Here is a 26,279-nt window from a genome sequence, read left to right as displayed (position 1 = left end):
TCCCCCATAAACAGACAGCCAGGAGACCTCCCCCGTGCCCGACCTTTCCAAGATCACCTGCATCGAAGACCTGCGGGCGATCGCCAAGCGCCGCGTGCCCAAGATGTTCTACGACTACGCCGACTCCGGCGCCTGGACCGAGGGCACGTACCGCGCCAACGAGAGCGACTTCCAGAAGATCAAGCTGCGCCAGCGCGTGGCCGTGAACATGGAAGGCCGCTCCACCCGCACCACCATGATCGGCCAGGACGTGGCCATGCCCGTGGCCATCGCGCCCACGGGCCTCACGGGCATGCAGCACGCCGACGGCGAGATCCTGGGCGCCCGCGCGGCCAAGGCCTTCGGCATCCCGTTCACGCTGTCGACCATGAGCATCTGCTCGCTGGAAGACATCGCCGAGCACACCGACCGCCACCCCTTCTGGTTCCAGCTCTACGTGATGAAGGACCGCGACTTCATCGAGCGCCTGATCGACCGCGCCAAGGCCGCGAATGTCTCTGCGCTGCAGCTCACGCTCGATCTGCAGATCCTCGGCCAGCGCCACAAGGACATCAAGAACGGCCTGTCGACGCCACCCAAGCCCACCATCAAGAACCTCATCAACCTGGCGACCAAGCCGCGCTGGTGCATGGGCATGCTGGGCACCAGCCGCCGCACCTTCGGCAACATCGCCGGCCACGCCAAGGGCGTGAAGGACCTGTCGTCGCTGTCGTCATGGACCGCCGAGCAGTTCGACCCGGCGCTGAACTGGGGCGACGTCGAATGGATCAAGAAACGCTGGGGCGGCAAGCTGATCCTCAAGGGCATCATGGACGCGGAAGACGCGCGCCTGGCGGTGGCCAGCGGCGCCGATGCGCTCATCGTCTCCAACCACGGCGGGCGCCAACTCGACGGCGCGCCCTCCTCCATCGCGGCGCTGCCGGCCATCGCCGATGCCGTGGGCAGCCAGATCGAGGTGTGGATGGACGGCGGCGTGCGCAGCGGCCAGGACGTGCTCAAGGCCCGCGCCCTCGGCGCGCGCGGCACGCTCATCGGCCGCAGCTTCCTCTACGGCCTGGGCGCCTACGGCCAGGAAGGCGTGACACGCGCGCTGCAGATCATCCACAAGGAACTGGACGTGACGATGGCCTTCTGCGGCCGCACGCAGATCGACGACGTGCGTTCGGACATCCTGCTGCCGGGTACGTTCTGACGGGCGACTCAAGACCTCGTTAGGGGCAGGCCGATGCGGCGTCGGCTGACACGCCACCCCCGCATCGCGGCGCAGAATGGTTTGGCCACAACAACAGGCCCCCGGGCCACAGAAGGCACACCATGAGCGCAGTCACCGCTACACAGGGAGGCCTCGCGGCCTCCTCGCCTCCCCCGCACTACACGGCCGAAGAAAAACGCCACCGCGTCTTCGCGATCATGGCGGCCTCTTCCGGCAACCTGGTCGAGTGGTTCGACTTCTACGTGTATGCCTTCTCGGCGCTGTACTTCGCGCCGGCCTTCTTCCCCAAGTCGGACCCCACCGCGCAGTTGCTGAACACCGCCGGCGTGTTCGCGGCCGGCTTCCTGATGCGGCCCATCGGCGGCTGGCTCTTCGGTCGCGTGGCCGACCGGCTCGGGCGCAAGACCTCGATGCTGATCTCGGTGACCATGATGTGCGGCGGCTCGCTCGTCATCGCCTGCCTGCCGACCTATGCGCAGATCGGCGCCTGGGCGCCCTTCCTGCTGCTGGTGTGCCGCCTGTTCCAGGGCTTGTCCGTGGGCGGCGAATACGGCACCACCGCCACCTACATGAGCGAAGTGGCGCTGCGCGGACAGCGCGGCTTCTTCTCGTCGTTCCAGTACGTCACGCTCATCGGCGGCCAACTGCTGGCGGTGCTGGTGATCGTGGTGCTCGAACAGCTGCTCACCGAAGCCGAGCTCAAGGCCTGGGGCTGGCGCATTCCCTTCGTGATCGGTGCGATCGCCGCCGTGGTCGCGCTGCTGCTGCGCCGCACGCTGCATGAAACGCAAAGCGCCGAAGCCAAGGCCAACAAGGAGGCCGGCAGCATGGCCGGGCTCTTCAGGCACCACACGCCGGCCTTTCTCACGGTGCTGGGCTACACGGCCGGTGGCTCGCTGATCTTCTACACCTTCACCACCTACATGCAGAAGTACCTGGTGAACACCGTGCACCTGCCGATCAAGACGGCGAGCTACGTGATGACCGGTGCGCTCTTCGTCTACATGTGCATGCAGCCGCTGTTCGGCGCGCTGTCGGACCGCATCGGGCGGCGCAACAACATGCTGCTGTTCGGCGGGCTGGGCGCGCTGGCCACCGTGCCGATCCTCACGGCGCTGCAGCACACGACGAGCCCGGTGCTGGCCTTCGTGCTGATCATCGCGGCGCTGGCCATCGTGAGCTTCTACACCTCGATCAGCGGCATCGTGAAGGCCGAGATGTTCCCGCCCGAGGTGCGTGCGCTCGGCGTGGGCCTGGCGTATGCCGTGGCGAATGCGATCTTCGGTGGATCGGCCGAGTACGTGGCGCTGGGGCTCAAGTCACTGGGGCACGAGTCGGCGTTCTTCTGGTACGTGAGCGCGATGATGGTGATCGCCTTCCTGGTGAGCCTGCGGCTGCCGCGACAGGCGAGCTATCTGCATCACGACCATTGATTCAAGCAGTACCGCTGCGGGCGCATGAAACATGCGCCCCCTATGATCCCGAGGAGGCCACAACGGTCCGACAGGGAGAGCCGACATGACAGTACCGCACACCATCAGTTCGCCGGCCGAGGCGATCCGATGAACACCGCCTTGCGCTTGCTGTGGAGCGTGCTGACGTGGGCCGTTTCGATACTGGCTCTCAACGTCCTGCTTCCCGCCCTGGAGCGACGCCAGGTCCTGACATTGACAGGGCCTGCCGTTGCTTTCATGGTCGGCGCCCTGCTCCTGTGGGCAGGATGGATCTACTGGCGACAGGTGCCAGCCGCCCGTGGCATCGGCGGGCGCATCGTGTATTTCATTGCGTACCTCACCGTCATGGCCCTGCTGGGACTGATGGCTGTGTGGGCGGCCTTCTGGATCAACGTGCTCATCTACGGACTCTGAGCGCGACAAGCGCCGCGCACCGCGCTCAGTCCGCGTACACCCCCGCCGCCTTGATGATCGGGCTCCACTTGGCGATCTCCGCTGCCACGAACTTCTTGTGGCCCTCTGGCTCGATGCGACCGTCGGTGGCGACCACGGCGCCGAGCGCTTCTTCGCGCTTGATGAAATCGGCGTCCTTCAGCGCCAGTTTGAGTGCGTCGCTCAGTTTCTTGAGCACCGGCGCGGGCGTGCCCTTGGGCGCGTACAGGCCGTGCCAGATCGTCACCTGGAAGTTCTTCAGGCCGGCTTCGTCGAGCGTGGGCAGGTCTTTCAAGAGCGGCGTGGTCAGGCGCTTGGGCGTGGTCACGGCATAGGCCTTGACCTTCTTCGCCTCGATCTGCGGCGATGTGTTGGTGCTCTGGTCGCACAGCAGGTCGATCTGGCCGCCGATCAGGTCGGTGATGGCGGGCGCCGTGCCCTTGTAGGGCACAGGGGTCATCTCGGTCTTCGTGGCGCTCTGGTAGAGCAGGCCGCACAGGTGCGAGGCCGAGCCGATGCCCGCGTTGCCGAGATTGATCTTGCCCTTGTTGGCCGCGATCCAGGTCGTCAGTTCCTTGTAGTTGGTGGCCGGCAGGCTGGGCTTGGCGATGAGCGTCATCGGCACATCGTTGACGATGCCCAGGTACTCGAAGTCGGTCTCGACCTTGAACGGCACGTTGCGCACCAGCGTGGGCACGGTGGCCATGGCGATGTGGTTGAGCAGCAGCGTGTAGCCGTCGGGGTTGGCGCGCGCGACCTTGGCCGCGCCGATGGAGCTGCCCGCGCCGGGCACGTTGTCGATGATGACGCTGGCGCCGCCCAGCGGCTTGCGCAGCGCCTCGGCGAGGTCGCGCGCGACGCGATCGGTCGGGCCGCCGGCCGCGAAGGGCACGACGATGGTCACGGGCTTGCCCGCGGGAAATTCTTGCGCGTGGGCGCACACGGCCAGGGTCACCGCCGCGAGGGCGAGCATTTTTTTCATGGAAGTCTCCGTCAAGGTCAAAAAGAAGAATCAGGGGGCGCGCGATGGCACGCGGCTTTCGAGCGCTGGTGGCTGCCATCCCGGCTGGATGTGGCAGCCGTTCTTGCCGTCGGTGTCGTAGCGCGGCATGAGCGAGGCGCAGCGTTGCGCCAGGCTCTGCGGCGTGGGCTTCTCGCCCTTGTCGATCCAGTCGAGCAACGCGCCGAAGAGCGCGGGGTATTCCGAGTCGCTCAGGTAGCTGTGCTCGCGCTCGGCGCTGAAGCTCTGCACGAGGTGACCGCCGGTGCCGGCCGCATCGCGGATGCGGCGGTAGGCATTCTCGAGTTCGACGAAGGCCGTCGGGTCGTCGATGGCATGCAGGCCCACGGTGGGCAGCGAGGTGCGACCGGTGGGCTGGCTGTCGGCCGCGAGCGCGCCCTGGGCCTGCGGGTCGGCCGCGTAGCGCAGCACGCCAGCATTGAGCGCCGCATCGTCGGTCGATCCGCTGTAGACCACGCCGATGTTGCCGAAGGGGTTGCGCCCGTCCAGGCGCTTCTGCACGAGGTCCTGGAAGAGCCACGTCGCCCAGTTCAGGTGGCCCTGCAGCGAGCGCTCGGGAATCTTCACGACCGAGAGAATCGTCTTCAGCCGCGCCGCCTGCTCGGGCGTGCGCTGCGCGGCCGGCAGGCCGACGCCGGTGCAGGCCTTGACGCGCGCGGCGAGGTCGGCGCGCGTGAGCTTCGCATCCATCGGCAGGCCCATCCACAGCGGGTACTGCGGTTCGTCGGGCTGCGGATGGTTGCGGCAGACGTACTGGTACACCACGCGCAGGTCGAGCCGGAAGTCGTAGGCGCTGTTGCCGCCGCCGAGCACGCCGCTGGTGAGCAGCAGGCCGTCGTACGGCGTCTTCGCATCGCCGACGGGTGCATAGAGTTCGGCCGCCTTCGCGGCCACGCCCGCGCCGTAGCTCTGGCCGTGCAGCAGCGTGCGCTTGGGTTGGCCGAAGTGGCGCACGACGATCTGGCGCAGGCGCTCGGTGTCCTCGGCCGCCATCGTCACGCCGTAGCCGCCGCGCCGGTAGGTGGAGCCGGCCCAGGCATAGCCGGCCTTCACGGTGATGGCCCAGCGCTTCAGGTCTTCCTCGCTGCGCGCCAGCTTGGGCGGGCCGGTCTCGGGACCGCCGTGCGCGTGCATCACGAGCACGCGGTTCGAATCCTTGGCCCAGTCCTTCGGAAGGGCGATCCAGTAGAAGGCGCCCGCGCCGTCTTCGCCGGTGTAGCAGCGCGCCGTGTCGGGCACGGGCGACGGACAAGCCGTGGGCTTCGGTGCGGTGGTTGGTCCCGCGTGCGCGGGCAGCAGGGGCGCCGCACCCAGCAGGGCGAAGGCGGCGAATCGGGTCAGGTGTTGTTTCATCAATGGCGTACTCCGAGGTCCAGCGCCGCGTTCGCTCCGTCGGTGGAAACGAAGGCCATCACGCCGCTGTTGAAGATGAAATGGCCCGGCCGGCCGGCGCCGGCCTGCGCCACGCCGAGCACCGGGGTGTCGTAGCCCAGCGTGGCGGCCGCGCCGCCGAGGTTGAAGGCGGTGCCGGCCACGGTGGCTTCGCGGCTCTCGCCCTTCACGCTGGCCATGGCATAGCTGCCGTCGGCCGCGCCGGACATGAGGGTCTGCTGCACGGCGAGCAGGCGCAGGCCCGGCTGGATGACGGTGGCCGCGCCGCTGCTGGTGTCCCCTGCCGGCACGGCCGTGGCCACGCGCCGCAGGTACAGCGGCGTGGACACGCCGTTGACCAGCCCGATCACCACCGAACCGGTGAGCGTGCCGCCCGTGGTCTCGGCGGTGCCGCTCGACGAGGTCGAGGTCGTGTACATGTCGAAGGCGCCGCGCGGCGTGTTGTAGGCGAGGTAGCCCTTCTCGGTGTTCTTGCAGGTCTGGTCGTAGGTCATGAAACTGTTCGACGCCGGGCTGCGGCAGAACTGGAAGGTGCCCGCATTGCGCAGCCGCCCCGCCGACGAGAACGCCGCCGTGGCCCCGGCGCCGACCTGTTCCACACCAGCCGCATTGAAGATCAACGACACCGAGCGGAAATCCGTCGACGGCGACACATTCTGGAAGGTGTTCTGGAAAGCCACCAGCGGCGAGAAGCCGGCGCCGCTCGGCGGGTTCACGCCGCCCAGCAGCACGCCGCCGGCCCCGAAGCTGAACACCGCCCCGCTCTCGCCGCTCGAATAGCTGCAGCTGCCCTGCGACACCAGCGAACCGCTGCGCTGCGTGCCGACCCGCGTGGGTTCGTGGCTGGCGTCGATGGTCACGGTGTAGGCCATGGTGGACGGGTCGATCTGCACGCGCAGTTCCTCGCCGAAGCTGTTGCCGCCCTTGTAGCTCGTCACGCTCGCCGGCAGGTTCGGGCAAGCCAGCGGGTCGCCGACCTCGGTCACGCAGCTGAAGTTGACCGCGGCATCGAGGCTGCCGCTGCCGCGGTACTTGGGCCACGACGGAAACTGGCACAGCGGTCGCGTGCGGCCGTAAGTGCCGGGCACGGCGTCCACCGCCACGGGCGTGGCAGGCGCCAGGCCACCCTCGACCCAACCTTCGAGCGCCGCAAGCGAATCCCAGTTGGGAATGAAGCTGCCAGTGCCATGGCCCATGCCGGGCACGGTGTAGAAGCGCACGTGCTGCGTGACCGTGGCCTGGCCCAGCGTGGCGACGAGCTGCTGGTAGTAGTCGATGGTCGAGTTGGGGCTGATCACCTCGTCGGCCAGACCATGCAGCATGAGGAGCCGGCCGCCGCGCGCGAAGAACGGCGCCAGGTTGGCATCGGTCGCGTCGGTGAGCTTCGACACCTCGGTCACGCGCGCCGCATAGGTGCCCGGGTTCTGCGGATCGAAGGTCAGCGTGTTGAAGTCGGCATCGCGCGTGACGAAGAACTTCACCCACTGGTCGCCCGTGACGTACATGTTGGCGTCGGCCGAGGTGGCGGGGTTGCCCGGCGCCTTGCGCGTGCCGAGGTCGCGCGTGGTGTAGGGGCCGGCGACGAGCGCGCCTTCGAGAAGGTTGTAGCCACCCGCGCGCTTCACGCCGTTGGCCAGCGAATAGCTCGTGAACGCCAGCGGCGATTCGATGGCGCGCACCGTGTCGAGCTGCGCGTCCGACAGGCAGGTATCTGCCGTGTCCGCGCCGCCGGGGCAGCGCAGCGACGCAAGGACCTGCGCGTTCAGTTGCCGGCAGCTTTCGACGTTGCTCACGATGTTGTCGAGCGCGCCGTCGAGTTTGTCGCAGGCCTGCATCGCGGCCTTCTGCACCAGCAGCGTCTCGGTCAGGTTGAGCCAGCCCGCGCCGCTGTTGTTGTAGAGCGCGCGGCCCACGGCCACGTTTGACAGCCGCGTGCCGGTGTAGTTGAGTGCGGGCTCGTTGGCGATCACGCCGTCGTAGTCCTGCGGCCAGCGCTGGATGTAGCTCAGCGCGTCGCGCCCGCCGGTCGAGGTGCCCAGGAAGTAGGCGTGCCTGGGTTTCACTGCATAGCGCGCGAACACGAGTGCCTGCGCCACGTCGCGCGTCTTCTTGAGCGCGTTGCCGCCGTAGTTGGCGAGTTGCTCGTCGTTGGCCGCGAACCTGCCGTCGGTGATGCTGCTCGACTGATGACCCGAGTCGTCGCCGTAGGTCGCGTAGCCCAGCGCCAGCGGCGCGGGCTTGCCGGCGGGGCCGAAGCGGATGACCTCGGTGCCGTCGATCAGCACGCCGTCGAAGCCGCCGCCGCCGAAGTGGATGGTCTTCTGGTTCCACTGCTCGGGCAGGTTGACCGCGAAGTGGATGAGCTGCGAGGCTGGGTCGACCGGCGCGATGGTGCCGCGCACGCGGCAGTAGTCGCCGAGCGTGTTGCCCGCGTCGCCGGCCGCCACGGGCGTGGCGCTGGTGACGGTCGCGCCCTGCGTGGGCAGGCTGATGAGTGAGGCGGGCAGGCTCTTGCCGGCCAGATCGGCGCAGGCCACCACCGGCACCACGGGCGGAGGCGGTTCCCCGGCGGGATCGTCCACGGGCGGGTTGTTGCCACTGGCGGGCGGCGTGGTCGGCAGGAAGAAGCCGGGGCTCCCGCCTCCCCCGCTGCCGCCGCCGCAGGCAACCAGGACCAGCGGAACCAATGAAACGCCGATCAGCGCAACGACGGCACGAAACTTCGAGGCAGGGCGCGGTGTGCGCATGGATTTGTCTCCGGCATGCAACCTCGGTGGGCTGCTTTTTGAATGGGCGGCCGGACGATAGATTCCGTGTGACCTAGGGTCAAATAAAATAACAAGGCCTATTCAATACAAAAAACATATGGATATACGCGCCCTGAGGTACTTCGTGGCCGTGGCCGGCACCGGCCACATGACGCGCGCCGCCGAGCAGCTGGGCATCCAGCAGCCGCCGCTGAGCCTGCAGATCAAGGCGCTGGAGCGCGAGCTGGGCGTGCTGCTGTTCAAGCGCCATCCGCGCGGCGTGGCGCTCACCGATGCCGGCCGGCTGTTCCAGGCCGAAGCGCTGCGCATGCTGCAGGACATGGAGGCCATGAAGCAGCGCATGGCGCGCGTGGCCCAGGGCCAGACCGGCACGCTCGCGGTCGGCTTCACCAGCTCGGCCGCGGCGCACCGCTTCATGCCCGAGGCGCTGCGCGCCTTCCGTCGCGCGCACCCCGGCGTGGAACTGCAGCTGCGCGAGGACAACGCCGCCGAGCTGACCGAGGCGCTGGCCGCGGGCCGGCTGCACTGCGGCTTGCTGCGCGTGCCGGTGGCGCGGCCCGAGGGACTGGTGTTCGAGACGCTGCTGCGCGAACCGGTGTGGGTCGCGATGCCGAACGACCACCGCTTCGCGCCCGCGAACGGCAAGCAGGCCGCGCGGCCCCTGTCGCTGTCCAAGCTTTGCGAAGAAGGCATCATCCTCGTGCGCCGCCCGGGCGCGCCCGGCCTCTATGCCGAGCTGCTCGCACTGTGCCACGCACAGGGCCTGCGCCCGCGCGTGGTGGCCGAAGTCGATCGCATGATGACCAACCTGAACCTCGTGGCCGCGGGCGTGGGCCTGTCGGTGGTGCCGACCTCGATGACCGGCGTGCACGCGCACGCCATCGCCTACACGCGGCTGGCCGACGGCGGCAAGCTCGATGCGCCGCTCACGCTGGTGTCGCGCGCCGACGAGGACAACCTGCCGGCGCGGCACTTCGCGGCACTGCTGCGCGGGCTGGCCGAAGGAAAGCCTGTCGCATGACCGTGACCGTGCCGCTGTCGCGCCGCCGCGTCCTGCAACGCTTCGGCGTGAGCCTTGCGGCCGCGTGCGCGCTACCGCATCTGTCCCACGCCGCCACGCCCTGGCCCGGCCGACCGGTGCGCCTGATCGTCGTCTACCCGCCGGGCGGCGTCAGCGACGGCATGGCGCGCGCGCTGGCCGAGCCGCTGGCGCAGTCGCTGGGCGTGCCGGTGCTCATCGAGCACCGTGCCGGCGCGGGCGGCAGCCTGGGCATGGACGCGCTCGCGCGCGCCACGCCCGACGGCCACACGCTGGCCTTTTCCGCCATCAGCCCTCTCACCCTGCACCCGCTGCTCGCGCGCGCACCCTACGACCCGCTGCGCGCCTTCGCGCCCGTGGCCAGCGTGATGCGCACGCCGGTGCTGGTCGTGGGCACACCGGCCTTCGCGGGTCGCGGCTTCGGCGAGCTGATTTCGCTGGCGCGCCGCCAGCCCGGCGCGGTGCGCTGGGCCACGTCGGGCGTCGCGACCATCGGCCACATGGTGCTGGCGCAGGTGCGCATGCAAAGCCGCACCGACATCACGCACATCCCCTACCAGGGCGGCGGCCCGCAGCTCAACGACGCGCTCGGCGGACAGTTCGAGGTGCTGTCGACCAACGTCGCGGCGCAGCAGCTGCAGTACATCGAGAGCGGCCGCCTGCAGGCGCTGGCCGTGGGCGCGCCCGCGCGCATCGAGGCCCTGCCCGCCGTGCCCACGCTCGCCGAGCTGGGCTACGAGAAGGCCAATCGCGATTCGCTGTTCGGCATCTTCGCGCCGGCACGCACGCCGGCGGCGGTGGTGCAGCGCCTCAACGCCGAGATCAACCGGCTGCTGCAAGGCGACACGCTGCGCGCGCGCCTGCGCGAGGCCTACAACCTGCCGGCCGGCGGCAGCATCGAGGACTTCGCGCAGGAGATCGCGGCCGACCGGCGGCGCAACCGCGCGCTGGTGGCGGGGGCGCGGGCGCAATTCGACTGATCAGGCCTTGCGCGCCTAGTCTTCGTTGGGCTCGATCGTGCGCAGCCAGCGCCACAGCGTGGACCGGCTCACGCCCAGGTAGCGCGCCGCCTCCTGTCGATTGCCTCCAGCCAGGCGCATCGCCTCGCGCACCCGCTCTTCCAGGGGTTGCGAATCAAGCGCCGCGGCCGGCAGGCCCTCGAACAGCTCGGGGCAGTCGTGCCGCAGGTCGTCGTAGCGGATCTGCTGCGGCGTGTCGAACTGCATCAGGAACACGGCGATGCGCTCCGCGATGTTCTCCAGCTCCCGCACATTGCCCGGCCAGTCGTGCGCGACGAGGCGCGGCAGCAGCGGGGCCAGGGCCTCCCGCGCATCGATGCCTGCCTGCAACCGCTGCAGGCATTGCGCCACCAGCGACTGCGCCAGCGGCGCGATGTCTTCCCTGCGCTCGCGCAGCGGCGGCAGCGTGAGCCGCAGGGTGTTGATGCGGTAGTAGAGGTCCTGCCGGAAGCGGCGCTCGGCAATCATGTCCTGCAGCGGCTGGTGGGTGGCCGCGATCACCCGCACGTTGACCGGAATGGGCGCGTTGGAGCCGAGCCGCGTGATCTCGCGCTCTTGCAGCACGCGCAGCAGCCGCGTCTGCAGCGCGAGCGGCATGTCGCCGATCTCGTCGAGGAACAGGGTGCCCGTGTGCGCCGCCTCGAACAGGCCGCGCCGTCCGCCACGGCGCGAGCCGGTGAAGGCCCCCTCTTCGTAGCCGAAGAGTTCGCTCTCCAGCAGCGCCTCGGGAAAGGACGCGCAATTGACCGCCACGAAGGGCCGGCTGGTGCGCGCGCTCTCGTTGTGGATGGCCTGCGCGAAGAGCTCCTTGCCCACGCCGCTCTCGCCCGCGATCAGCACCGTGAGGTCGGTGTGCGCAAAGCGCTGTGCCGTGGCGACCGCGCGGCGAAAGCTTTCGCTCGCGCCGATGAGGTGTTCGAAGCGGTAGCGCGCCGTGCTCTGGCGCAGGCGCTGCTGCATGCGCAGGCTGGTGTCCGCCTCCTGGATGCGGCGTGCGTCGTACAGCGTGAGTGCCGCGCCCACCACCTGCCCGTGCTCGCGGATCGGCGTGCGGTTGACGATCCAGTCGCGCTGGCCGAAGCGCTGCACCGCGGCGCGCTCCTCGGTGCCGCTGTCCAACGTGGCCTGCAGCGACAGCTCGGGCTCCACCGCGTCCAGCCGCTGGCCGAGCAGCGAGCCCGCCACCGGGCGCATCAGCTGCCGCATCGGCGGGTTGGCCGCGATGATGCGGTGGTCCTCGTTGACGGCCAGCACCGCCTCCTGCAGGTTGTGCAGCACGCCGTTGAGCTGCTCGTAGCGACCGGCCTCCAGGCGGGCCACGCGCGCCAGTTCCATCGCGTCCTCGAAGCCCTTGCGCACGCTGGCCAGCGAATAGGCCAGCAGGCCGTGCAAACCGGCTTCCTGGGCCAGCTCGACCACCAGGCTGGAGCCCACGATCACCTCGAAGCCCTGGCGCCGCAGCAGCTCGAAGCGCTGGCGCGCATCGTCGGGCGTCTGGTAGGCGTACTGGACGATCTCGATGTTCAGCAGGTCCTTCACGGCGTCGAGCTCGGGGATCGTGGCGCCGTACATCACGATGCCGACCCGGCTGGCGATGCGCCGCGCCTCGATGAGCGCCTGCAGCAGGTCGAAGCCGCCCAGCTGGATCGTGGCGACCGGCGCCTCCAGCCCGGCGCGCAGGATGCTCGCGTTGGAGCCGGCGCTGACGAAGGCGTCGACCACGCCGCGGTCGATGCGGTCGCGCGCGATGGCCAGCGCGCCGCCGAAGGTGCCGTCGACCACCTCGATGTCCGCGCGCTGCGCGTACTCGGCCACCACCGGCATCGCGAATTCGCGGATCTGCCGGTAGCTCAGAAAGCAAAGCCGTGGCAGGGCGGGAGAACGTGCAGCTTTCATGGGAGGCCAATGTCGCAATGAAACATTGAATTGTTTCATTGAAGTCTCATGGGACGTCAACCTGTCTTCATAGAAATGAAAAGTCCAATGAAATCAACGACTTGAATATTTCGAGCAGGCTGGCACGTCGCGTGCAAACGGTGAAGCGCAACCGTTTCATGGAGACTGACTTGGCCCTCGAACACATCACCGTGCTGGACCTCACGCACATGCTTTCCGGCCCCTACGGCACCATGCTGCTGGCTGACCTGGGGGCCAGGACCATCAAGGTCGAGCCCCCCGGCACCGGCGAAGGTACGCGCCGGCTGCTCGAAAAAGACCCCGACTACGCCCGCGACGGCATGGGCGCGTACTACCTCACGCTCAACCGGAACAAGGAAAGCGTGTGCATCGACCTGAAGAGCGACGCCGGCAAGGCGGTCTTCCTGGACCTGGTGCGCCATGCCGACGTGGTGTTCGACAACTTCAGCGTCGGCGTGACCGAGCGGCTGGGCATCGACCACGCGGCACTGTCGCGGGTCAACCCGCGCATCATCACGTGCTCGGTCACCGGCTTCGGCCAGAGCGGGCCGGAGACCCAGCGCCCCGCCTTCGACCAGGTGGTGCAGGCGATGGGCGGCGGCATGTCGATCACGGGCACGAGCGACTCGGGGCCCACGCGCAGCGGCATCCCCATCGGCGACCTGGGCGGCGGCCTCTTCGGCGCCATGGGCGTGCTCGCGGCCATCGCCGAACGCGAGCGCACCGGCACCGGCCAGCACGTGGACGTGTCGATGCTCGACGCGCAGATCTCGATGCTCAACTACATGGCGACCATGCACCTGATGTCGGGCCATGTGCCGGGCGGCATCGGCAACGGCCACTTCGTGCACGTGCCCTACAACAGCTATCCCACGGCCGACGGCCACATCATCGTGGCCTGCATCGGCGACGGCTTCTTCGAGCGCTTCGTCGAGTTCATCGACCTGCCCGCACTGCGCGACCCGGCCTACCGCCAGCAGCCCGTGCGCTTCGCGGCCCGCGCGAAGATCGATGCGATCGTGGCCGACGAACTGCGCAAGCATCCCACCGCCCACTGGCTCGAACGGCTGCGCGCCGCGCGCATCCCCTGCGGGCCGGTGAACAACTTCGAACAGGCCCTGAACGACGTGCAGGTGCGCGCGCGCGACATGGTGGTGGAGGTGCCCCTGAAGACGGGCGAGACGGTGCGCATGCCCGGCAATCCGATGAAGCTGTCGGCCGCGAAGCCGCGCGCCTTCACCTGCCCGCCCGCGCTGGGCGAGCACACACGCGAGGTGCTGGGGGAGCTGGTCGGCTACTCACCGGAAAAGCTCGCCGCGCTGCAGGCGCAAAGCGCCATCGCCTGAAACGCCGACGGAGACACCCACGATGGAACCCATCCACATCACCGACGTTTCGCCGCGCGACGGCCTGCAGAACCAGCAGATCCACCTGGACACCGCGGCCAAGCTGCAACTGATCCGCCTGCTCGCCGCAGCCGGCGTGCGCAGCGTGGAAGCGACGAGCTTCGTCTCGCCGAAAACCGTGCCCCAGATGGCCGACGCGGCCGAACTGGTGCCGCAACTGCGCACGGCGCTGCCCGCGCTGCGCACCTCCGTGCTGGTGCCGAACCTCAAGGGCCTGGAGCGTGCGCATGCCGCGGGCGCGCAGGAGATCGCGGTCGTGCTCTCGGCCACCGAGACCATGAACCGCAAGAACATCAACATGGGCCTGGACCAGGCCATCGACGTGAGCGTGCAGACGCTGGCCGCCGCGCACGCGCTGGGCCTGCGCACGCGCGCCTATGTGGCGGTGGCCTTCGACTGCCCCTTCGAGGGCGAGACGCCGCTGGACCGCGTGGTGGCGCTCGCGCGGTGCATGCACGAAGCCGGCGCGGGCGAGATCGTGATCGCCGACACCATTGGCTCGGGCTCGCCCGGGCAGGTGAAGGAGCGCATCGGCGCGCTCGCCGACGCGCTGCCGGTGGCGCAGCTGGCCGTGCACCTGCACGACACGCGCGGCATGGGCGTGGCCAATGCCTGGGCCGCGCTGGAAGCCGGCGTGCGGCGCTTCGACGCGAGCGTCGGTGGCATCGGGGGCTGCCCCTTCGCGCCGGGCGCCGCGGGCAACCTCGCCACCGAGGACCTGGTGCTGATGGCCGAACGCAGCGGCTTCGCCACCGGCATCTCGCAGGACGGCCTGCTGGGCGCCATCGACTTCGCCGAAGCAAGGCTGCAGCGGCCGCTGGGCGGACGCGCGATCCAGTGGCTGCGCCGGCAGCGGGACAAGGCCCGCGAGGCGCACGTGGACGCACCGCAGCAGGCCGCCGCCTGAAGCCACCCCCACGCATTCATCGAAAACACAAGAGACAACGGAGACCAGAGACATGCACATTCCCCATCCCTCGCGACGCACCTTCCTGGGCACATCGGCCGCGCTGCTGGCCAGTACCGGCTGGAGCGCCTGGAGCGCCACCACCGCGGACGCCCCGAAATTCCCGACCAAGCCCGTCACCCTCGTCGTGCCCTACGCCGCAGGCGGCGGCACCGACATCGTGGGGCGCCTGGTGGCGCAGCGCCTGTCGGAGCTGTGGGGCCAGTCGGTCGTGGTGGACAACCGCACCGGCGCCAACGGCGTCATCGGCTCCAGCTACGTGGCCAAGGCGCACCCCGACGGCCACACGCTGCTGCTGGTGGTCGGCTCGCACGCCATCAACCCGGTGCTCATGAAGAGCCTGCCCTACGACACGCTCAAGGCCTTCACGCCGGTGACCAACATCGCCAGTTCGCCGATGGTGCTGGTCGTCTCGGCCAAGGGCCCCTACAAGACGCTGCCCGACGTGCTCGCCGCCGCGCGCAAGGAAGAACTGGCCGTGGGCTACTCCGAAGGCCAGACGCGCCTGACCGGCGAGTTGATCCGGCAGGCCGGACAGCTCAAACTCAGCGGCATTCCCTACAAGGGCGGCGCGCCGATCATGGTGGACATCATCGGCGGCCACCTGCCGCTGGGCGTGACCAGCGTGCTGACGGCGCTGCCGCACGTGCACTCGGGCGCGCTGCGGGTGGTGGGGGTGGCGGCCGACCAGCGCATGGCGATCTTCCCCGACGCGATGACCTTCAAGGAGGCCGGCCTCTCAGGCGTCGAATCGCTCAGCTGGTATGGCCTGTTCGGGCCGGCCGGCATGCCGGCCGCGGTGGTGGCGCAGATCAACCAGGGCCTGAAGACCGTCACCGCCGACGCGGCGGTGGCGAAGCAGATGCAGGACCAGGGCGCGCAGCTGGTGCTGTCCTCGCCCGAGGACTTCCGCCGCTTCCTGGTGGGCGAGACGCAGAAGTGGACGACCGTCGCGCAACGCGGCGGCATCAAGGCCGAGTAGACCAGCGGCCTCATCGCGATGACGACGACAAGGACAAGAACGGAGACACCCATGCGCATCCCTTTCACCACCGCACGGCGCCGCACGGCCCTTGCACTCATGCTCTGCGGCCTCGCCCTGCCCGGCCTCGCGGCCGCTGCCTCTGCCGTGGACGACTATCCGAACAAGCCGATCCGGCTGATCGTGCCCTTCTCGCCTGGCGGCGTGACGGACACCGGCGCCCGCGTGGTCGCCGAGCGCCTCGGCCAGCGGCTGGGCCAGCAGGTGGTGGTCGACAACCGACCCGGCGCCTCGGGCAACATCGGCACGCAGATGGCCGCCACGGCCGCGCCCGACGGCTACACGCTGGTGGTGGGTTTCGACGGCACGCTGGTCATCAACCCGCATGTCTATGCCAAGGTGCCCTTTGACCCCGTGAAGGACTTCGCGCCGGTCAGCAAGATCGGCGACGCAGTGCTGATCATCGTCACGCACCCGTCGGTGCCGGTGAAGACCTTCCAGGAGCTGGTGGCGTATTCCAAGACGACCCCGGGTGGCGTCTCCTACGGCAGTGCCGGCACCGGCAGCACGCCGCACCTGGCAGGCGAACTGCTGCGGGTGCGCACGGGCGCCAGCTTCACGCACATCCCGTACAAGGGCGGCGGGCAGGCGATGGCCGACGTGGTCGGCGGCACGCTGCCGATGCTCTACACGGCGGTCGCCGGCGCCGCGCCCTTCGTGCAGAAGGGGCAGATCAACGCCATCGCGGTCTCCAGCAGCCAGCGCCTGCCCTCGCTGCCGAACGTGCCGACCGTGGCCGAGTCGGGCGTGCCGGGGTTCGAATCGAACTCGTGGATCGGCATCCTCGCGCCGGCGAAAACGCCACCGGCCATCGTCGATCGCCTGCAGCGCGAGTTGAATGCGGTGGTGCACATGCCCGACATCCGCGATCGGCTCGCGTCGCTGGGCATCACGGCCTCGGGCAACTCGCCGGCAGAGTTCGCGCAGCAGATCCGCTCGGACCTGAAGAAATACGCCGAGGTCGTGAAGACCGCGAACATCAAGGTCGATTGAGCATCGGCCCCGCCCGGCGCTCTGGCCCCCGTCAGCTCTCCGCGGCCCAGAGTCGCGGATAGTCGCGCACGAACCCATCCGCCGTCACGCCCAGCACTTCCGCATAGTCGAAGCGCTTGGCCTCGTACGCATACGAGTTTTCGTCGCGCCGCTCATAGCGCTGCATCAGCTCGCTGAGTCCGCCGTCTTCGATGTCGAGCCATGCGGCCGGTGCGTCGGCGCCTTCGCCGGGCGCGAGGTTCAGGCGGCGCAGTTGCAGCAGGTTGGTGGCGGGCGTGAAGCCGAGGTCGAGGTCGACGCAGTGCGACATGTCGGACACGGCTTCGTCGTTGAGCTTCCAGTGGCCGCGCGCGTCGCGCGTGATCGACAGGTCGACCGCCGACTCGCCGAGCCAGCCGCGCACCGTGCCCCATTGCGTGTGCCAGAGCAGGTCGCAGCGCACGCGGTAGTGCAGTTGCGCGATGCGCCCACCTTCGGTGCGAAACACCGCGGCGCCGTCGAGTTGCCAGGCCGAGGCGTTGCGTTCGAGGCGGCAGGCATCGTGGCCCGGTGCATCGAGCCTGCGCCAGAGGATGGAGGCGACGGTTTGCATATGGCGCGGATCATGGCACCGGCAGGCAGCGGCACGCAAGCGGCATCGCGCAAAATGCCCTGCATGTCGAAAGCCCTTTCCGCGTCGCGCTCCGCCCTGCTTGCCCTTCTTTCCCTTCTGGCAGCCGGTTCCGGCCACGCGGCCACCGCCTTGAAAGACGGCGACATCATCTTCCACACCTCGCGTTCCGCGCAGAGCCTGGCCGTGCAGCGCGCCACCGGTTCGCGCTACAGCCACATGGGCATCGTGCTGATGCGCCAAGGCAAACCCTACGTGTTCGAGGCGGTCTCGACGGTGCGCTACACGCCGCTCACGCAATGGACCGCGCGCGGCAACGGCGGGCGCTATGTGGTGAAGCGGCTGCGCGACGCCGACTCGCGCCTCACACCCGGCGCCGTGGCGCGCCTGCATGCGCGCACCTCGGACTTCGCAGGCCGCCCGTACGACCTGACCTTCGAATGGTCGGACCAGCGCATCTACTGCTCGGAACTCGTGTGGAAGCTCTACGAGCGCGCGCTGGGCGTGCGCATCGGCGAGCTGCAGAAGATCCGCAGCTTCAACCTCGCCGACCCCGCCGTGCGCGCCAAGATGCGCGAGCGCTACGGCGACAAGGTGCCGATGGACGAGCCGGTGATCTCGCCGGTGGCGATGTTCGACTCGCCGCTGCTGGTGACGGTCGAGTCGCGCTGACGACCCGCTACCGCACCGCCGCCAGCACGCTGTCGAGAAACTGCTTCGCCGACGCGCCGAAATCTTCCGGGACATAGCCGCGCGGGAAGTCGTGCGCAAACGTCGCCTCCAGGTCGTCGTGCGAGCCGAGGTAGTCGGCGATCTCGGCGCGCAGCGCGGCCAGTTCGGCCTCGGTGCTCGACTCGCGGTACGAGGCCATGATCTCGGCGCCGGTGTCGCCAAACAGGAGGTCGGCATCCTGGCCGAAATAAACCGTGGTGAGGTGGTCGATCAGTTCGAATCGCATCGTGGGTCGTGAGAAAGGGCCGGTGCATCCGGCTGTTCGTCGTCTCGGCACGGGGCTTGAAATTTCGCTTCATTCTTGCACGCGACTCCGGCGCAGGCGAACATGCGCCGAGAGCGAGACAATCGTCACCGTGAGTTCCCAGCCCGCGCCGTCCCAGGCCCCCACCATCCGCCGCATCGCCCACCTCGACATGGACGCGTTCTACGCGTCGGTCGAACTGCTGCGCTATCCACAGCTCAAGGGGCTGCCGGTGGTGATCGGCGGCGGCCGGCGCCGGGTCGACGAGGCCATCCGCGCGCTGCCCGACGGCGCCACGCTGGCCGACATTCCCGTCGAGGCGTTTCCGCTCCTGAAGGACTACACGGGGCGCGGCGTGATCACCACCGCCACCTACCCCGCGCGCCAGTACGGCATCGGCTCGGCCATGGGGCTCATGAAGGCGGCCAAGCTGTGCCCGCAGGCGCTGATCCTGCCGGTCGATTTCGACGAGTACCGCCGCTTCTCGCGCACCTTCAAGAAAGTCATCCTCGACATCGCGCCGCTCATGGAAGACCGTGGCGTGGACGAGGTGTACATCGACTTCACCGACGTGCCCGGCGGCCAGCGCGAGGGCGGGCGCGTGCTCGCGCGGCTGATTCAGAAATCCATCTTCGACGCCACGGGCCTGACCTGCTCGATCGGCGTGGCACCCAACAAGCTCATCGCCAAGATGGCCAGCGAGTTCGAGAAACCCAACGGCATCTCGGTGGTCTACGAAAGCGATCTCGAAACCCGTATCTGGCCGCTGCCCTGCCGCAAGGTCAACGGCATCGGGCCGAAAGCCGACGAGAAGCTCAAGCGCTTCGGCATCGAGACCGTGGGCCAGCTCGCGGCGCGCGATCGCGGCTGGCTCGTCGACACCTTCGGCAAGGCCACCGGCGCGTGGATGCACGAGGTGGCCTGGGGCCGCGACAACCGCCCCGTGGTGACCGAGAGCGAGCCCGTGTCGATGAGCCGCGAGACCACCTTCGAGCGCGACCTGCATGCGGTGCGCGACCGCGCCGAGCTGGGCGCGATCTTCACGCACCTGTGCGAGAAGCTGGCCGAAGACCTGCAACGCAAGGGCTACGTGGGCAAGACCATCGGCATCAAGCTGCGCTACGACGACTTCAAGATCGCCACGCGCGACCAGACCATCGACCGCTTCACCGACGACGGCAAGACCATCCGCCAGATCGGCGGCCAGTGCCTCAAGCGCGTGCCGCTGGAACGGCCGCTGCGCCTGCTGGGCGTGCGCGTGGGCGCGCTGGCCAAGGCGGGCAGCCCCGAGGCGCTGGCGCCGGCCGGAGGCGCTCGCGCGGCAGAACCTGTGGCGACCACCGCTTCGCTCTTCTGACATCCGCATGATCCGACGCTGGCTGCGGCGCATCGCATTCACCCTGCTGGGGTTGCTGCTCGCCATCGCGCTGTATGTGGGTGTGGCCTGCGCGCTGGTCTTCTGGCCGGCGAATGCGAAACCATCGCCCGAGCCCTCGGCCGTCGAGGCCTGGGTGCTGAGCAACGGCGTGCACACCGACCTGGTGTTTCCGGTTCGATCGGCCACCATCGACTGGCAGCAGCTCTTTCCGCTGTCCGATTTCAAGGCACCGCCGCCCGATGCCGAGTTCGTCGCCATCGGCTGGGGCGACCGCGAGTTCTACCTGCACACGCCGACCTGGGCCGACCTCACGGCAGCGCGCGCCTTCGGAGCGCTGTCGGGCGGCAACCGCTCGCTGCTGCACGTGACCTATCTGCAGCGAGCGCAACTGCGGCGCGGAGCCTACCAACTGTCGCTCTCGCAGGCGCAGTACGCGCAGCTCGTGGCCCATGTGCGGGCCACGCTGCCTTCAGGTCGCGCGACGCCGATCGCAGGTGCGCACTATGCGAACGACGATGCCTTCTACGAAGCCATCGGCAGCTACCACCTCTTCGAGACCTGCAACACCTGGACCGGGCGCGGCCTGCGGCAGGCGGGCGTCACGGTGAGCCGCTGGACGCCCTTCGACTTCAACGTGACGTGGCACCTGCAACCGGTGCTGGTGCCGCCGCCTTGAGGCGTCTCAGGGCTTGGGCACGCCCGCCGACCAGGTGGGCCAGTTCTTCACGATGTGATCGACCACGCGCGTGCCCACCAGCGCGATGTTCTCCACCGTCTCGGCAAAGCCGCCCGCCGTCTCGCCCGGTGCGGGGTCCAGGTGCTGCAGCGTGGTTTCCTTGGGGTTGCCCTGGTCGAAGTTGACTGCGCCGCGCAGGCTCATCACGCGGTCGGTGCCGTGGGTGCGCTTGATCACGAGGGTGATGGCGGCGGCCTCCATCTCGGTGATCACGTAGTCGTCGGCGCCGTAGAGCTTGGCGATGTACTGCGCCTGCTTCGACATGCCGGGGCCGTGGAAGAAGGTGTCGCCGGTCATGTGCGTGCCGGTGCCCACGAAGGGTGCGCGGCGCGCCGCAGTGTCGGGGTAGCGCAGACGGTATTTGCGGGCCGACTCCGAGTCCTTCAGCGGCGTGTCGGCCGACAGCTTCATCGCCCAGCCGACGAGGTCGGGATTGAGCTTGAAGCGGCGGTAGTCCTCGTAGCCCTTGCGCGGCATGAAGGTGGGTTCGCCGGGCTTGTTCTCTTCGGGCGCCCAGCGGTGGCCGAGGTCGTAGTCCACGAGCCACGTCGCCCAGCTCACCTCGCCGATGGTGCCGCGCTGCGGCGGCGTGCCGGCCACGCCGGAGATCACGTAGTAGGCCTGCGAGAAGTCGAACTGCGGATTCAGCAGGATGGCCTGCATCGACGACGACGAGTTGACCTTGCCCATGCCCAGCACCGCGCCGCACACGCCGTCGGTGTTGCAGTACACGGGCTGCAGCGCGCCGGGCACGGCCATGGGCTTGGCGCCCTTCCAGTAGCGCTCGTACCAGTGCTGGAACTCGCCGGCGCGGTCGCCGGTGTTCTGGCCGATCTCGAACATGGCGGCGACGAACACCTTCACCTTGACGGGGGCGCCGACGGCTGCGGCGGTGCGCGAGTCGGCCGTGGGCGACGTGGAGGCGCAGGCCGTGGCGAGCAGCACGGCGCCGCACAGGACCAGCCCGCGGGCGCCAAGGGAGAAGCGACGGGAGTTCAGGAGAGACATGGGTGGAATCCGAGGAGGAGAAGAAAGGAAAGGGAAGCGCGCCTTGGCAACAGCGTGCGGCGTCCTACACCGCGCGATTGTCGATGCTGGCACAAGCGCGGTGTCATGCCTTCGATGCAAACCCCATGCCGGCCCGCGCCGGCGCCTGCCCTGCCCCTGGCCCACGGCCTGGTCTACGTGAACCCCGGCATGCCGGGCATCCGCCGGCTGAAGTGGGGCGACGGTTTTCGCTACCGCGACGCGCGCGGTCGCTGGCTGCGCGATGCCGAGACGCTCGCACGCATCCGCAGCCTGGCGATTCCGCCGGCCTACACCGAGGTGTGGATCTGCCCGCTGCCCGAGGGGCACCTGCAGGCCACCGGCCTGGACGCGCGCGGCCGCACGCAGTACCGCTACCACCCCGACTGGCGCGCGCTGCAGGACGGCACCAAGTTCGAGCGCCTGGAGGCCTTCGGGCGTGCCCTGCCCCGTCTGCGTGCCCGCGTGACGCGCGACCTGCGCGCGGGCGCCCGGACACCCGGCCGCGCGCAGGTGATCGCCACGCTGGTGCGCCTGCTCGACACCACGCTGCTGCGCGTGGGCAACGAGGCCTATGCGAGCAGCAACGGCTCGTTCGGCCTGACCACGCTGCGCAACCGCCACGCAGCGGTGCAGGGGTCGGCGCTACGGCTGCGCTTTCGCGGCAAGAGCGGCGTGGCGCACGAGGCGCTCCTGGACGACCCGCGCGTGGCCCGGGTGGTGCGCCAGTGCCAGCAACTGCCGGGGCAGGCGCTGTTCCAGTACACGGACGAGGCCGGCGAGGTGCGCGGCGTGTCGTCGACCGACGTGAACGACTACATCGCCGAAGCCACCGGCATGAGCAACGGCAACGGCGAGAGCGAGCGCTTCACCGCCAAGGACTTCCGCACCTGGCACGGCACGGTGCAGGCGCTGGAACTCACGCGGCTGGCCTGCGCGTGGGACGGCGGCGAGCGCCGCCCGGGTGCGAAAGACATCCTCTCGGCCGTCGCGCGGCAGCTGGGCAACACGCCGGCAGTCTGCAAGAAGGCTTACGTGCACCCAGCCGTGCTGGCGCTGGGCGAGGCGCTGGCGCGCGAGGACGACGCGGCGACGACCGGCACCCTGCTGGAGAAGATCGCGGCGCGCGCCGCAGCCACGGGCCCGGCGCGCGGGCTGGTCGCAGCGGAGCGGCGGCTGCTGGCCTTCCTGCGGACGCAGCGACGGCGGGCGCCTCAGGCCGCCAGGGCGAAGCGCACGGTGTCGGCCTCGAGCACCACGGCGTAGCCCAGGTCTTCGGCCAGGTTCTGCAACGCCACGAGGTCGATGGCCAGCGCGCGCGGCGCACGATGGGCGTCGAGCACCGCGCTCGCGCCGCCCGGTTCACGCACCTGGGCCCGCAGGCGCAGCGCGTCGGCGCCGTCGGCTTCGATGCGGATGGCGCCGATCTCGTCCACGCCGTCGTGCAGGTAGCCCAGCGCGCCAAGGACCAGGTAGCGCAGCGCGGCGGCGTGGGGCCAGAGCGGCTCGTCCTCCTGCGCGGAAAGCGAGTCATCCACCTCCAGCGCCACGCCGTGCAGGTCGAAGGCCGAGCGCATCAGCGTCATGCATTGCGCCACCAGTGCGCTGCGCGTGATGCCGTCGTCGGTGGTGGCCAGTTCCCAGTCGCGCAGCGAGCGGATCGCGCCCACCAGTTCGGACACCTGGTTGTCGATGAGGTTCACCCGATCCTCGCAGGCGGCGGGGTCGACGGGGTCTGCCGCCACCTGGCGCTTGAGCATCAGCACCGCCATGCGGATCACCGAGACGGGCGCCGTCATGTCGTGCCGCAGGGCCGGCAAGGCGCGTGTCAGGAGTTCGTGGCGCACGCCAGCAGCGATCCAGCTGCGGGCGCTGGGGGATGACTTCATTGTGGTGCGGCGGCCCGCAAGGGCGCACTGCCCACGTGACGGGAGGCGGCAGGGAACACGGTCAAGGCAAGCTTCCTGAGGTCGGGAATGAGGCCACGAGTATCGGTCCCGCCCCGCACCCCGGCTGTAGGAGCCGGCCTACTTGCGCCCTTTGCGCCGTCTCAGACCTTCTCGGGCTTGCCGAGGTAGGCGCGCACGTCCTTCACCTCGACCCCGGCGGCCGCGACGGCCGAACGCAACTGCGCCTCGGTCACACCCAGCGTCCGGGTCCAGTAGCGAACCTCGTGGAGTTCATTGACATTGATGCGGGTCGCGTCCTGCGGTCCGCGCTTGCTCAGGTCATCGGCCATGGAAAAGTCTCCTCGGTAGATGCCTCACCATGCAGCGTGGGCGCACCCGCCCCTGGAGGACAGCGGCGCGCCACCGTGCAGGAAAAGTCCGAGGCCGTGCCGGTGCGCGCCCGTTCAGGACACCCGCGCCCGCGCCTGCAGTTCCCGCTTGAGCAGCTTGCCGTTGGCCGTGGTCGGCATCGCGTCGATCACCTCGATGCGCGCCGGCCGCTTGTAGGGCGACAGGTGCTCGACCAGGTGCGCGCGCAAGGCGGTCTCGTCGAGCGCGGCGCCGAGGTTCAGCTCGACGAAGGCGACGATCTGCTCGTTGCCGTCGGCCTCGGGCACGCCGACCACGGCGCACAGGTGCACGCCCGCGAAACGGCCGATCACCGCCTCGACCTCGGCGGGGTACACGTTGAAGCCCGAGCGGATGATCATTTCCTTGAGCCGCCCGACCACGAACAGCGCGCCGTCGGGGTCGAAGCGTCCGAGGTCGCCGGTAGCGTACCAGCCGCCCGGGCGCATCACCTGGGCGGTGGCGGCCGCGTCGCGGAAGTAGCCGAGCATCAGGCCCGGGCCGCGCAGCCAGATCTCGCCGGTGTCGCCGGGCGCGGCTTCGGCGCCCCCGGCCGTGACGATGCGCCCCTCGCCGCCCTCGACCACGTAGCCGGCCGAGGTGTCGGCGCGCGGCGCCTCGGTGCGCGTGAGGAACACCGAGCCCGCGTACTCCGAGAGGCCGTAGCCGTAGTGCAGCGGCTGGCCGAACAGCTGCTCCACGCGCTGCTTGAGCGCCGGGTCGAGCGGCGCGGAGCCCGTGTACACGTAGCGCAGGTCCGGAAAGCGCGGCGTGAGCTGCTGCGCCTCGATGTGCGCGAGCAGCCGCGCATACATGGTCGGCGGGCCGAGCAGGTTCGACACCTGCCCGTGCGCCAGCGCCTCGAGCATGTCGGCCGGCGAAAAGCTGCCGCGCAGCACCAGCGCAGCGCCGCCCGTGAGCGCCGCCATCAGCACGGTGCCGATGCCGAAGATGTGCGTCATCGGCAGGAAGGCATAGACACGGTCGTGCGCGCCGAGCGCGCGCACTGCCGCCGACACGCGGCCGAAATGCAGCAGCCCGCGGTGCGACACCATCACGCCCTTGGGCGTGCCGGAGGTGCCTGAGGTGAAGATGATCGCGGCGGCATCGGCCAATGCCGGATCGGACTCCGGCCGGGCCTCGGCGCGCGCGGCGGTGAACATCACGCCGGGCAGCGTGGCCACCGCCGCCGATGCGCGCTGCGCGTGCGCGCGTGCCGCCTCCGAAGCGTCGGTGGTGAAGCAGCACAGCCGCGCATCGGCGCGCTCGACGATGGCCGCGATCTCGCCCGGCGACATGCGCGCGTTGACGCCGCATGACCACGCGCCCACGCGGCTGCAGGCCAGCAGCAGCGCGATGTGGGCGGCGCAGTTCTCGGCCACCAGCACCACGCGATCGGTCGGCCGCACGCCGGCGGCGAGCAGGTCGTTCGCGGCGGTCTCGACCATGGCCTGCAGCGCGCCGTAGGTGGTGGTGGCGCCGCCGGATTCGTAGAGAAACACCGCGTCCGGCGTACGGGCCGCGCGGTCTTCGAGCAGGTGATGAATGCGCTGTGGCTGCATCGGTTATTCCGCCTCGATGCCCTTGGACGCACTCGCCCAGAGCTTGCGGTCCGACACGCCCTTGGTCGCCAGCACCTCCGGCGCGCCCGACCACACGTCGTAGCCCTGCTCGCGCAGGCGATTGGCGATGTCCTCGCGCGCCAGCATCTTCTGCGCCGCGGCGTTCACGCGCGCGACCAGCGCCGCATCCATGCGCGCCGGGCCGTACAGGCCGAACCAGCCGCCCACGTCGTAGCCGGGCACGCCCGACTCGATCATGGTGGGCACATCGGGCAGCATGCGGTTGCGCTGGCGCGAGGTGACGGCCAGCGCACGCAGCTTGCCCGACTGGATGAAGGGCCGCGAGGTCGCGATGATGTCGAACATCATCGGCACCGTGCCCGCCATCACGTCGGCCAGCGCCGGCGCGCTGCCCTTGTACGGCACGTGCGTGAGCTGCACGCCGCTCATCTTCTCCAGCAGCGCGCCGCTCAGGTGGTTGGACGCACCCACGCCCGCCGAGCCGTAGAACAGCTTGCCAGGCTTGGACCTGGCATAGGCCAGCAGCTCGCCCACGGTGCGCACCGGCAGGTCGTTGTTGACCACCAGTACGTTGGTGTAGTCGACCAGCGGCGCGAGGGGCGTGAGGTCCTTCATCGGATCGAAGGGCATGCTGCGCTGCACGTTCGGGTTGATGGTGATGGTCGGGCTGGCGCCGAAGAAGAGCATCGCGCCATCGGGCGGCGCCTTGGCGACGGCATTGCCGCCGAGCGAGCCCGCAGCCCCGGGCCGGTTGTCGACGATCACCTGAGTGCCCAGCTCCTGGCCCAGCGCGGGCGCGAGCAGGCGTGCGGCGCCGTCCACCGGCCCGCCGGCGGAATAGCCGACGACGAGCTTGATGAGCGGCGGCAGCGGTTGCTGCGCGGAGGCGCGGTGCGGCAGTGCGGCCAGCGCCGCGCTGCCTGCCAATGCAGCCATGAGCTGGCGGCGCGAAAGTTCGAGGGATGGCATGAGCGTTGTCTCCTGTTGTTTATCTCTTCGGCGGCTCACAT

The 26,279-nt window shown here is 69.5% G+C and carries 24 protein-coding genes; 13 read left to right on the top strand and 11 right to left on the bottom strand.

The genetic code is table 11. The features are described 5' to 3' along the window. Positions 1 to 34: 34 nt before the first annotated feature. The 3 genes from D3H34_RS19310 to D3H34_RS19300 all read left to right on the top strand — a co-directional run bounded on the left by D3H34_RS19310 (position 35) and on the right by D3H34_RS19300 (position 3,081). Complete coding sequence (locus tag D3H34_RS19310) at positions 35 to 1,192, top strand: alpha-hydroxy acid oxidase (RefSeq protein WP_119555862.1); 1,158 nt, start codon at positions 35 to 37, stop codon at positions 1,190 to 1,192. Positions 1,193 to 1,314: 122 nt separating this feature from the next. Next, a complete protein-coding gene (locus tag D3H34_RS19305; protein ID WP_119555861.1) occupies positions 1,315 to 2,646 on the top strand; it encodes an MFS family transporter in 1,332 nt (443 codons plus the stop codon). A 129-nt stretch (positions 2,647 to 2,775) separates the two neighbouring features. Further along, complete coding sequence (locus tag D3H34_RS19300) at positions 2,776 to 3,081, top strand: hypothetical protein (protein ID WP_147400463.1); 306 nt, start codon at positions 2,776 to 2,778, stop codon at positions 3,079 to 3,081. Positions 3,082 to 3,106: 25 nt separating this feature from the next. Here the strand turns inward: D3H34_RS19300 and D3H34_RS19295 are convergent, their stop codons facing one another. Genes D3H34_RS19295 through D3H34_RS19285 form a run of 3 tightly spaced genes read right to left on the bottom strand, consistent with a single transcriptional unit; the run spans position 3,107 to position 8,259 of the window. After that, the gene (locus D3H34_RS19295) at positions 3,107 to 4,081 is read right to left on the bottom strand and encodes a tripartite tricarboxylate transporter substrate-binding protein (protein WP_119555859.1); all 975 of its coding nucleotides are present in this window, start codon (positions 4,079 to 4,081) and stop codon (positions 3,107 to 3,109) included. A 30-nt stretch (positions 4,082 to 4,111) separates the two neighbouring features. Continuing rightward, positions 4,112 to 5,473, bottom strand: coding sequence for an alpha/beta hydrolase family protein (locus D3H34_RS19290; RefSeq protein WP_119555858.1), 1,362 nt, complete (start codon positions 5,471 to 5,473; stop codon positions 4,112 to 4,114). Then, positions 5,473 to 8,259 (bottom strand): tannase/feruloyl esterase family alpha/beta hydrolase, encoded by a 2,787-nt coding sequence (locus D3H34_RS19285; RefSeq protein WP_119555857.1) that lies wholly within the window; start codon positions 8,257 to 8,259, stop codon positions 5,473 to 5,475. The genes D3H34_RS19290 and D3H34_RS19285 overlap by 1 nt, the downstream gene beginning before the upstream one ends. Positions 8,260 to 8,377: 118 nt before the next feature. Between D3H34_RS19285 and D3H34_RS19280 the strand changes: the two genes are divergently transcribed. Then, positions 8,378 to 9,301 (top strand): LysR family transcriptional regulator, encoded by a 924-nt coding sequence (locus tag D3H34_RS19280; protein ID WP_119555856.1) that lies wholly within the window; start codon positions 8,378 to 8,380, stop codon positions 9,299 to 9,301. Continuing rightward, positions 9,298 to 10,299, top strand: coding sequence for a Bug family tripartite tricarboxylate transporter substrate binding protein (locus D3H34_RS19275; RefSeq protein ID WP_119555855.1), 1,002 nt, complete (start codon positions 9,298 to 9,300; stop codon positions 10,297 to 10,299). The genes D3H34_RS19280 and D3H34_RS19275 overlap by 4 nt, the downstream gene beginning before the upstream one ends. A 15-nt stretch (positions 10,300 to 10,314) precedes the next feature. On the opposite strand, the gene prpR is transcribed toward D3H34_RS19275, so the two are convergent. After that, a complete protein-coding gene (gene prpR, locus D3H34_RS19270; RefSeq protein WP_286185935.1) occupies positions 10,315 to 12,234 on the bottom strand; it encodes a propionate catabolism operon regulatory protein PrpR in 1,920 nt (639 codons plus the stop codon). Positions 12,235 to 12,404: 170 nt separating this feature from the next. On the opposite strand from prpR, the gene D3H34_RS19265 reads away from it, so the two are divergent. Genes D3H34_RS19265 through D3H34_RS19250 form a run of 4 tightly spaced genes read left to right on the top strand, consistent with a single transcriptional unit; the run spans position 12,405 to position 16,663 of the window. Further along, positions 12,405 to 13,601: a CaiB/BaiF CoA transferase family protein gene (locus D3H34_RS19265; protein ID WP_119555905.1), complete on the top strand. Its 1,197-nt coding sequence runs from the start codon at positions 12,405 to 12,407 to the stop codon at positions 13,599 to 13,601. Between the two features lie 22 nt (positions 13,602 to 13,623). Continuing rightward, complete coding sequence (locus D3H34_RS19260; protein ID WP_119555853.1) at positions 13,624 to 14,568, top strand: hydroxymethylglutaryl-CoA lyase; 945 nt, start codon at positions 13,624 to 13,626, stop codon at positions 14,566 to 14,568. Between the two features lie 52 nt (positions 14,569 to 14,620). Further along, positions 14,621 to 15,610: a Bug family tripartite tricarboxylate transporter substrate binding protein gene (locus D3H34_RS19255; RefSeq protein ID WP_119555852.1), complete on the top strand. Its 990-nt coding sequence runs from the start codon at positions 14,621 to 14,623 to the stop codon at positions 15,608 to 15,610. A gap of 51 nt (positions 15,611 to 15,661) precedes the next feature. Then, the gene (locus tag D3H34_RS19250) at positions 15,662 to 16,663 is read left to right on the top strand and encodes a Bug family tripartite tricarboxylate transporter substrate binding protein (RefSeq protein ID WP_119555851.1); all 1,002 of its coding nucleotides are present in this window, start codon (positions 15,662 to 15,664) and stop codon (positions 16,661 to 16,663) included. 31 nt (positions 16,664 to 16,694) lie between these two features. Here the strand turns inward: D3H34_RS19250 and D3H34_RS19245 are convergent, their stop codons facing one another. Further along, a complete protein-coding gene (locus tag D3H34_RS19245) occupies positions 16,695 to 17,255 on the bottom strand; it encodes a putative glycolipid-binding domain-containing protein (protein WP_119555850.1) in 561 nt (186 codons plus the stop codon). 63 nt (positions 17,256 to 17,318) lie between these two features. On the opposite strand from D3H34_RS19245, the gene D3H34_RS19240 reads away from it, so the two are divergent. Then, positions 17,319 to 17,945 (top strand): YiiX family permuted papain-like enzyme, encoded by a 627-nt coding sequence (locus D3H34_RS19240; protein WP_286185933.1) that lies wholly within the window; start codon positions 17,319 to 17,321, stop codon positions 17,943 to 17,945. A gap of 7 nt (positions 17,946 to 17,952) precedes the next feature. On the opposite strand, the gene D3H34_RS19235 is transcribed toward D3H34_RS19240, so the two are convergent. After that, a complete protein-coding gene (locus D3H34_RS19235) occupies positions 17,953 to 18,231 on the bottom strand; it encodes a contact-dependent growth inhibition system immunity protein (RefSeq protein WP_119555849.1) in 279 nt (92 codons plus the stop codon). A gap of 190 nt (positions 18,232 to 18,421) precedes the next feature. Here D3H34_RS19235 and D3H34_RS19230 point away from each other — a divergent pair, with 190 nt between their 5' ends. After that, entirely contained in the window at positions 18,422 to 19,606 is a 1,185-nt protein-coding gene (locus tag D3H34_RS19230) for a Y-family DNA polymerase (RefSeq protein ID WP_286185949.1), read from the top strand. Positions 19,607 to 19,613: 7 nt separating this feature from the next. Continuing rightward, the gene (locus tag D3H34_RS19225; RefSeq protein WP_119555847.1) at positions 19,614 to 20,303 is read left to right on the top strand and encodes a TIGR02117 family protein; all 690 of its coding nucleotides are present in this window, start codon (positions 19,614 to 19,616) and stop codon (positions 20,301 to 20,303) included. 6 nt (positions 20,304 to 20,309) lie between these two features. On the opposite strand, the gene D3H34_RS19220 is transcribed toward D3H34_RS19225, so the two are convergent. Then, positions 20,310 to 21,371, bottom strand: a complete 1,062-nt coding sequence (locus tag D3H34_RS19220; RefSeq protein WP_119555846.1) for a purine-nucleoside phosphorylase — start codon at positions 21,369 to 21,371, stop codon at positions 20,310 to 20,312. 105 nt (positions 21,372 to 21,476) lie between these two features. Here D3H34_RS19220 and D3H34_RS19215 point away from each other — a divergent pair, with 105 nt between their 5' ends. Further along, the gene (locus D3H34_RS19215) at positions 21,477 to 22,655 is read left to right on the top strand and encodes a DNA topoisomerase IB (RefSeq protein WP_119555845.1); all 1,179 of its coding nucleotides are present in this window, start codon (positions 21,477 to 21,479) and stop codon (positions 22,653 to 22,655) included. Here the strand turns inward: D3H34_RS19215 and D3H34_RS19210 are convergent. The 4 genes from D3H34_RS19210 to D3H34_RS19195 form a co-directional block, all read right to left on the bottom strand. Further along, complete coding sequence (locus D3H34_RS19210) at positions 22,604 to 23,278, bottom strand: hypothetical protein (protein ID WP_119555844.1); 675 nt, start codon at positions 23,276 to 23,278, stop codon at positions 22,604 to 22,606. The genes D3H34_RS19215 and D3H34_RS19210 overlap by 52 nt on opposite strands. A gap of 161 nt (positions 23,279 to 23,439) precedes the next feature. Then, a complete protein-coding gene (locus tag D3H34_RS19205; protein ID WP_119555843.1) occupies positions 23,440 to 23,628 on the bottom strand; it encodes a DUF3606 domain-containing protein in 189 nt (62 codons plus the stop codon). Positions 23,629 to 23,742: 114 nt separating this feature from the next. Further along, a complete protein-coding gene (locus D3H34_RS19200; RefSeq protein ID WP_119555842.1) occupies positions 23,743 to 25,248 on the bottom strand; it encodes a class I adenylate-forming enzyme family protein in 1,506 nt (501 codons plus the stop codon). Between the two features lie 3 nt (positions 25,249 to 25,251). Continuing rightward, on the bottom strand, positions 25,252 to 26,238 hold the full coding sequence (locus D3H34_RS19195; RefSeq protein WP_119555841.1) for a Bug family tripartite tricarboxylate transporter substrate binding protein: 987 nt from the start codon (positions 26,236 to 26,238) through the stop codon (positions 25,252 to 25,254). Positions 26,239 to 26,279: the final 41 nt, after the last annotated feature.

Source organism: Acidovorax cavernicola, from assembly GCF_003581445.1.
Note: the sequence above shows the minus strand (reverse complement) of the source record. Positions and strands in the feature narration are given on the sequence as shown.

Excerpts from the sequence above, each read along its gene's own strand:
- D3H34_RS19295 (WP_119555859.1), bottom strand. The coding sequence starts at position 4,081 with ATGAAAAAAATGCTCGCCCTCGCGGCGGTGACCCTGGCCGTGTGCGCC.
- D3H34_RS19235 (WP_119555849.1), bottom strand. The coding sequence starts at position 18,231 with ATGCGATTCGAACTGATCGACCACCTCACCACGGTTTATTTCGGCCAG.
- D3H34_RS19255 (WP_119555852.1), top strand. The coding sequence starts at position 14,621 with ATGCACATTCCCCATCCCTCGCGACGCACCTTCCTGGGCACATCGGCC.
- D3H34_RS19200 (WP_119555842.1), bottom strand. The coding sequence starts at position 25,248 with ATGCAGCCACAGCGCATTCATCACCTGCTCGAAGACCGCGCGGCCCGT.
- D3H34_RS19260 (WP_119555853.1), top strand. The coding sequence starts at position 13,624 with ATGGAACCCATCCACATCACCGACGTTTCGCCGCGCGACGGCCTGCAG.
- D3H34_RS19230 (WP_286185949.1), top strand. The coding sequence starts at position 18,422 with ATGGACGCGTTCTACGCGTCGGTCGAACTGCTGCGCTATCCACAGCTC.
- D3H34_RS19305 (WP_119555861.1), top strand. The coding sequence starts at position 1,315 with ATGAGCGCAGTCACCGCTACACAGGGAGGCCTCGCGGCCTCCTCGCCT.
- D3H34_RS19210 (WP_119555844.1), bottom strand. The coding sequence starts at position 23,278 with ATGAAGTCATCCCCCAGCGCCCGCAGCTGGATCGCTGCTGGCGTGCGC.
- D3H34_RS19250 (WP_119555851.1), top strand. The coding sequence starts at position 15,662 with ATGCGCATCCCTTTCACCACCGCACGGCGCCGCACGGCCCTTGCACTC.
- D3H34_RS19290 (WP_119555858.1), bottom strand. The coding sequence starts at position 5,473 with ATGAAACAACACCTGACCCGATTCGCCGCCTTCGCCCTGCTGGGTGCG.
- D3H34_RS19245 (WP_119555850.1), bottom strand. The coding sequence starts at position 17,255 with ATGCAAACCGTCGCCTCCATCCTCTGGCGCAGGCTCGATGCACCGGGC.
- D3H34_RS19275 (WP_119555855.1), top strand. The coding sequence starts at position 9,298 with ATGACCGTGACCGTGCCGCTGTCGCGCCGCCGCGTCCTGCAACGCTTC.
- D3H34_RS19280 (WP_119555856.1), top strand. The coding sequence starts at position 8,378 with ATGGATATACGCGCCCTGAGGTACTTCGTGGCCGTGGCCGGCACCGGC.
- D3H34_RS19225 (WP_119555847.1), top strand. The coding sequence starts at position 19,614 with ATGATCCGACGCTGGCTGCGGCGCATCGCATTCACCCTGCTGGGGTTG.
- prpR (WP_286185935.1), bottom strand. The coding sequence starts at position 12,234 with ATGAAAGCTGCACGTTCTCCCGCCCTGCCACGGCTTTGCTTTCTGAGC.
- D3H34_RS19195 (WP_119555841.1), bottom strand. The coding sequence starts at position 26,238 with ATGCCATCCCTCGAACTTTCGCGCCGCCAGCTCATGGCTGCATTGGCA.
- D3H34_RS19300 (WP_147400463.1), top strand. The coding sequence starts at position 2,776 with ATGAACACCGCCTTGCGCTTGCTGTGGAGCGTGCTGACGTGGGCCGTT.
- D3H34_RS19215 (WP_119555845.1), top strand. The coding sequence starts at position 21,477 with ATGCCTTCGATGCAAACCCCATGCCGGCCCGCGCCGGCGCCTGCCCTG.
- D3H34_RS19205 (WP_119555843.1), bottom strand. The coding sequence starts at position 23,628 with ATGGCCGATGACCTGAGCAAGCGCGGACCGCAGGACGCGACCCGCATC.
- D3H34_RS19285 (WP_119555857.1), bottom strand. The coding sequence starts at position 8,259 with ATGCGCACACCGCGCCCTGCCTCGAAGTTTCGTGCCGTCGTTGCGCTG.
- D3H34_RS19220 (WP_119555846.1), bottom strand. The coding sequence starts at position 21,371 with ATGTCTCTCCTGAACTCCCGTCGCTTCTCCCTTGGCGCCCGCGGGCTG.
- D3H34_RS19240 (WP_286185933.1), top strand. The coding sequence starts at position 17,319 with ATGTCGAAAGCCCTTTCCGCGTCGCGCTCCGCCCTGCTTGCCCTTCTT.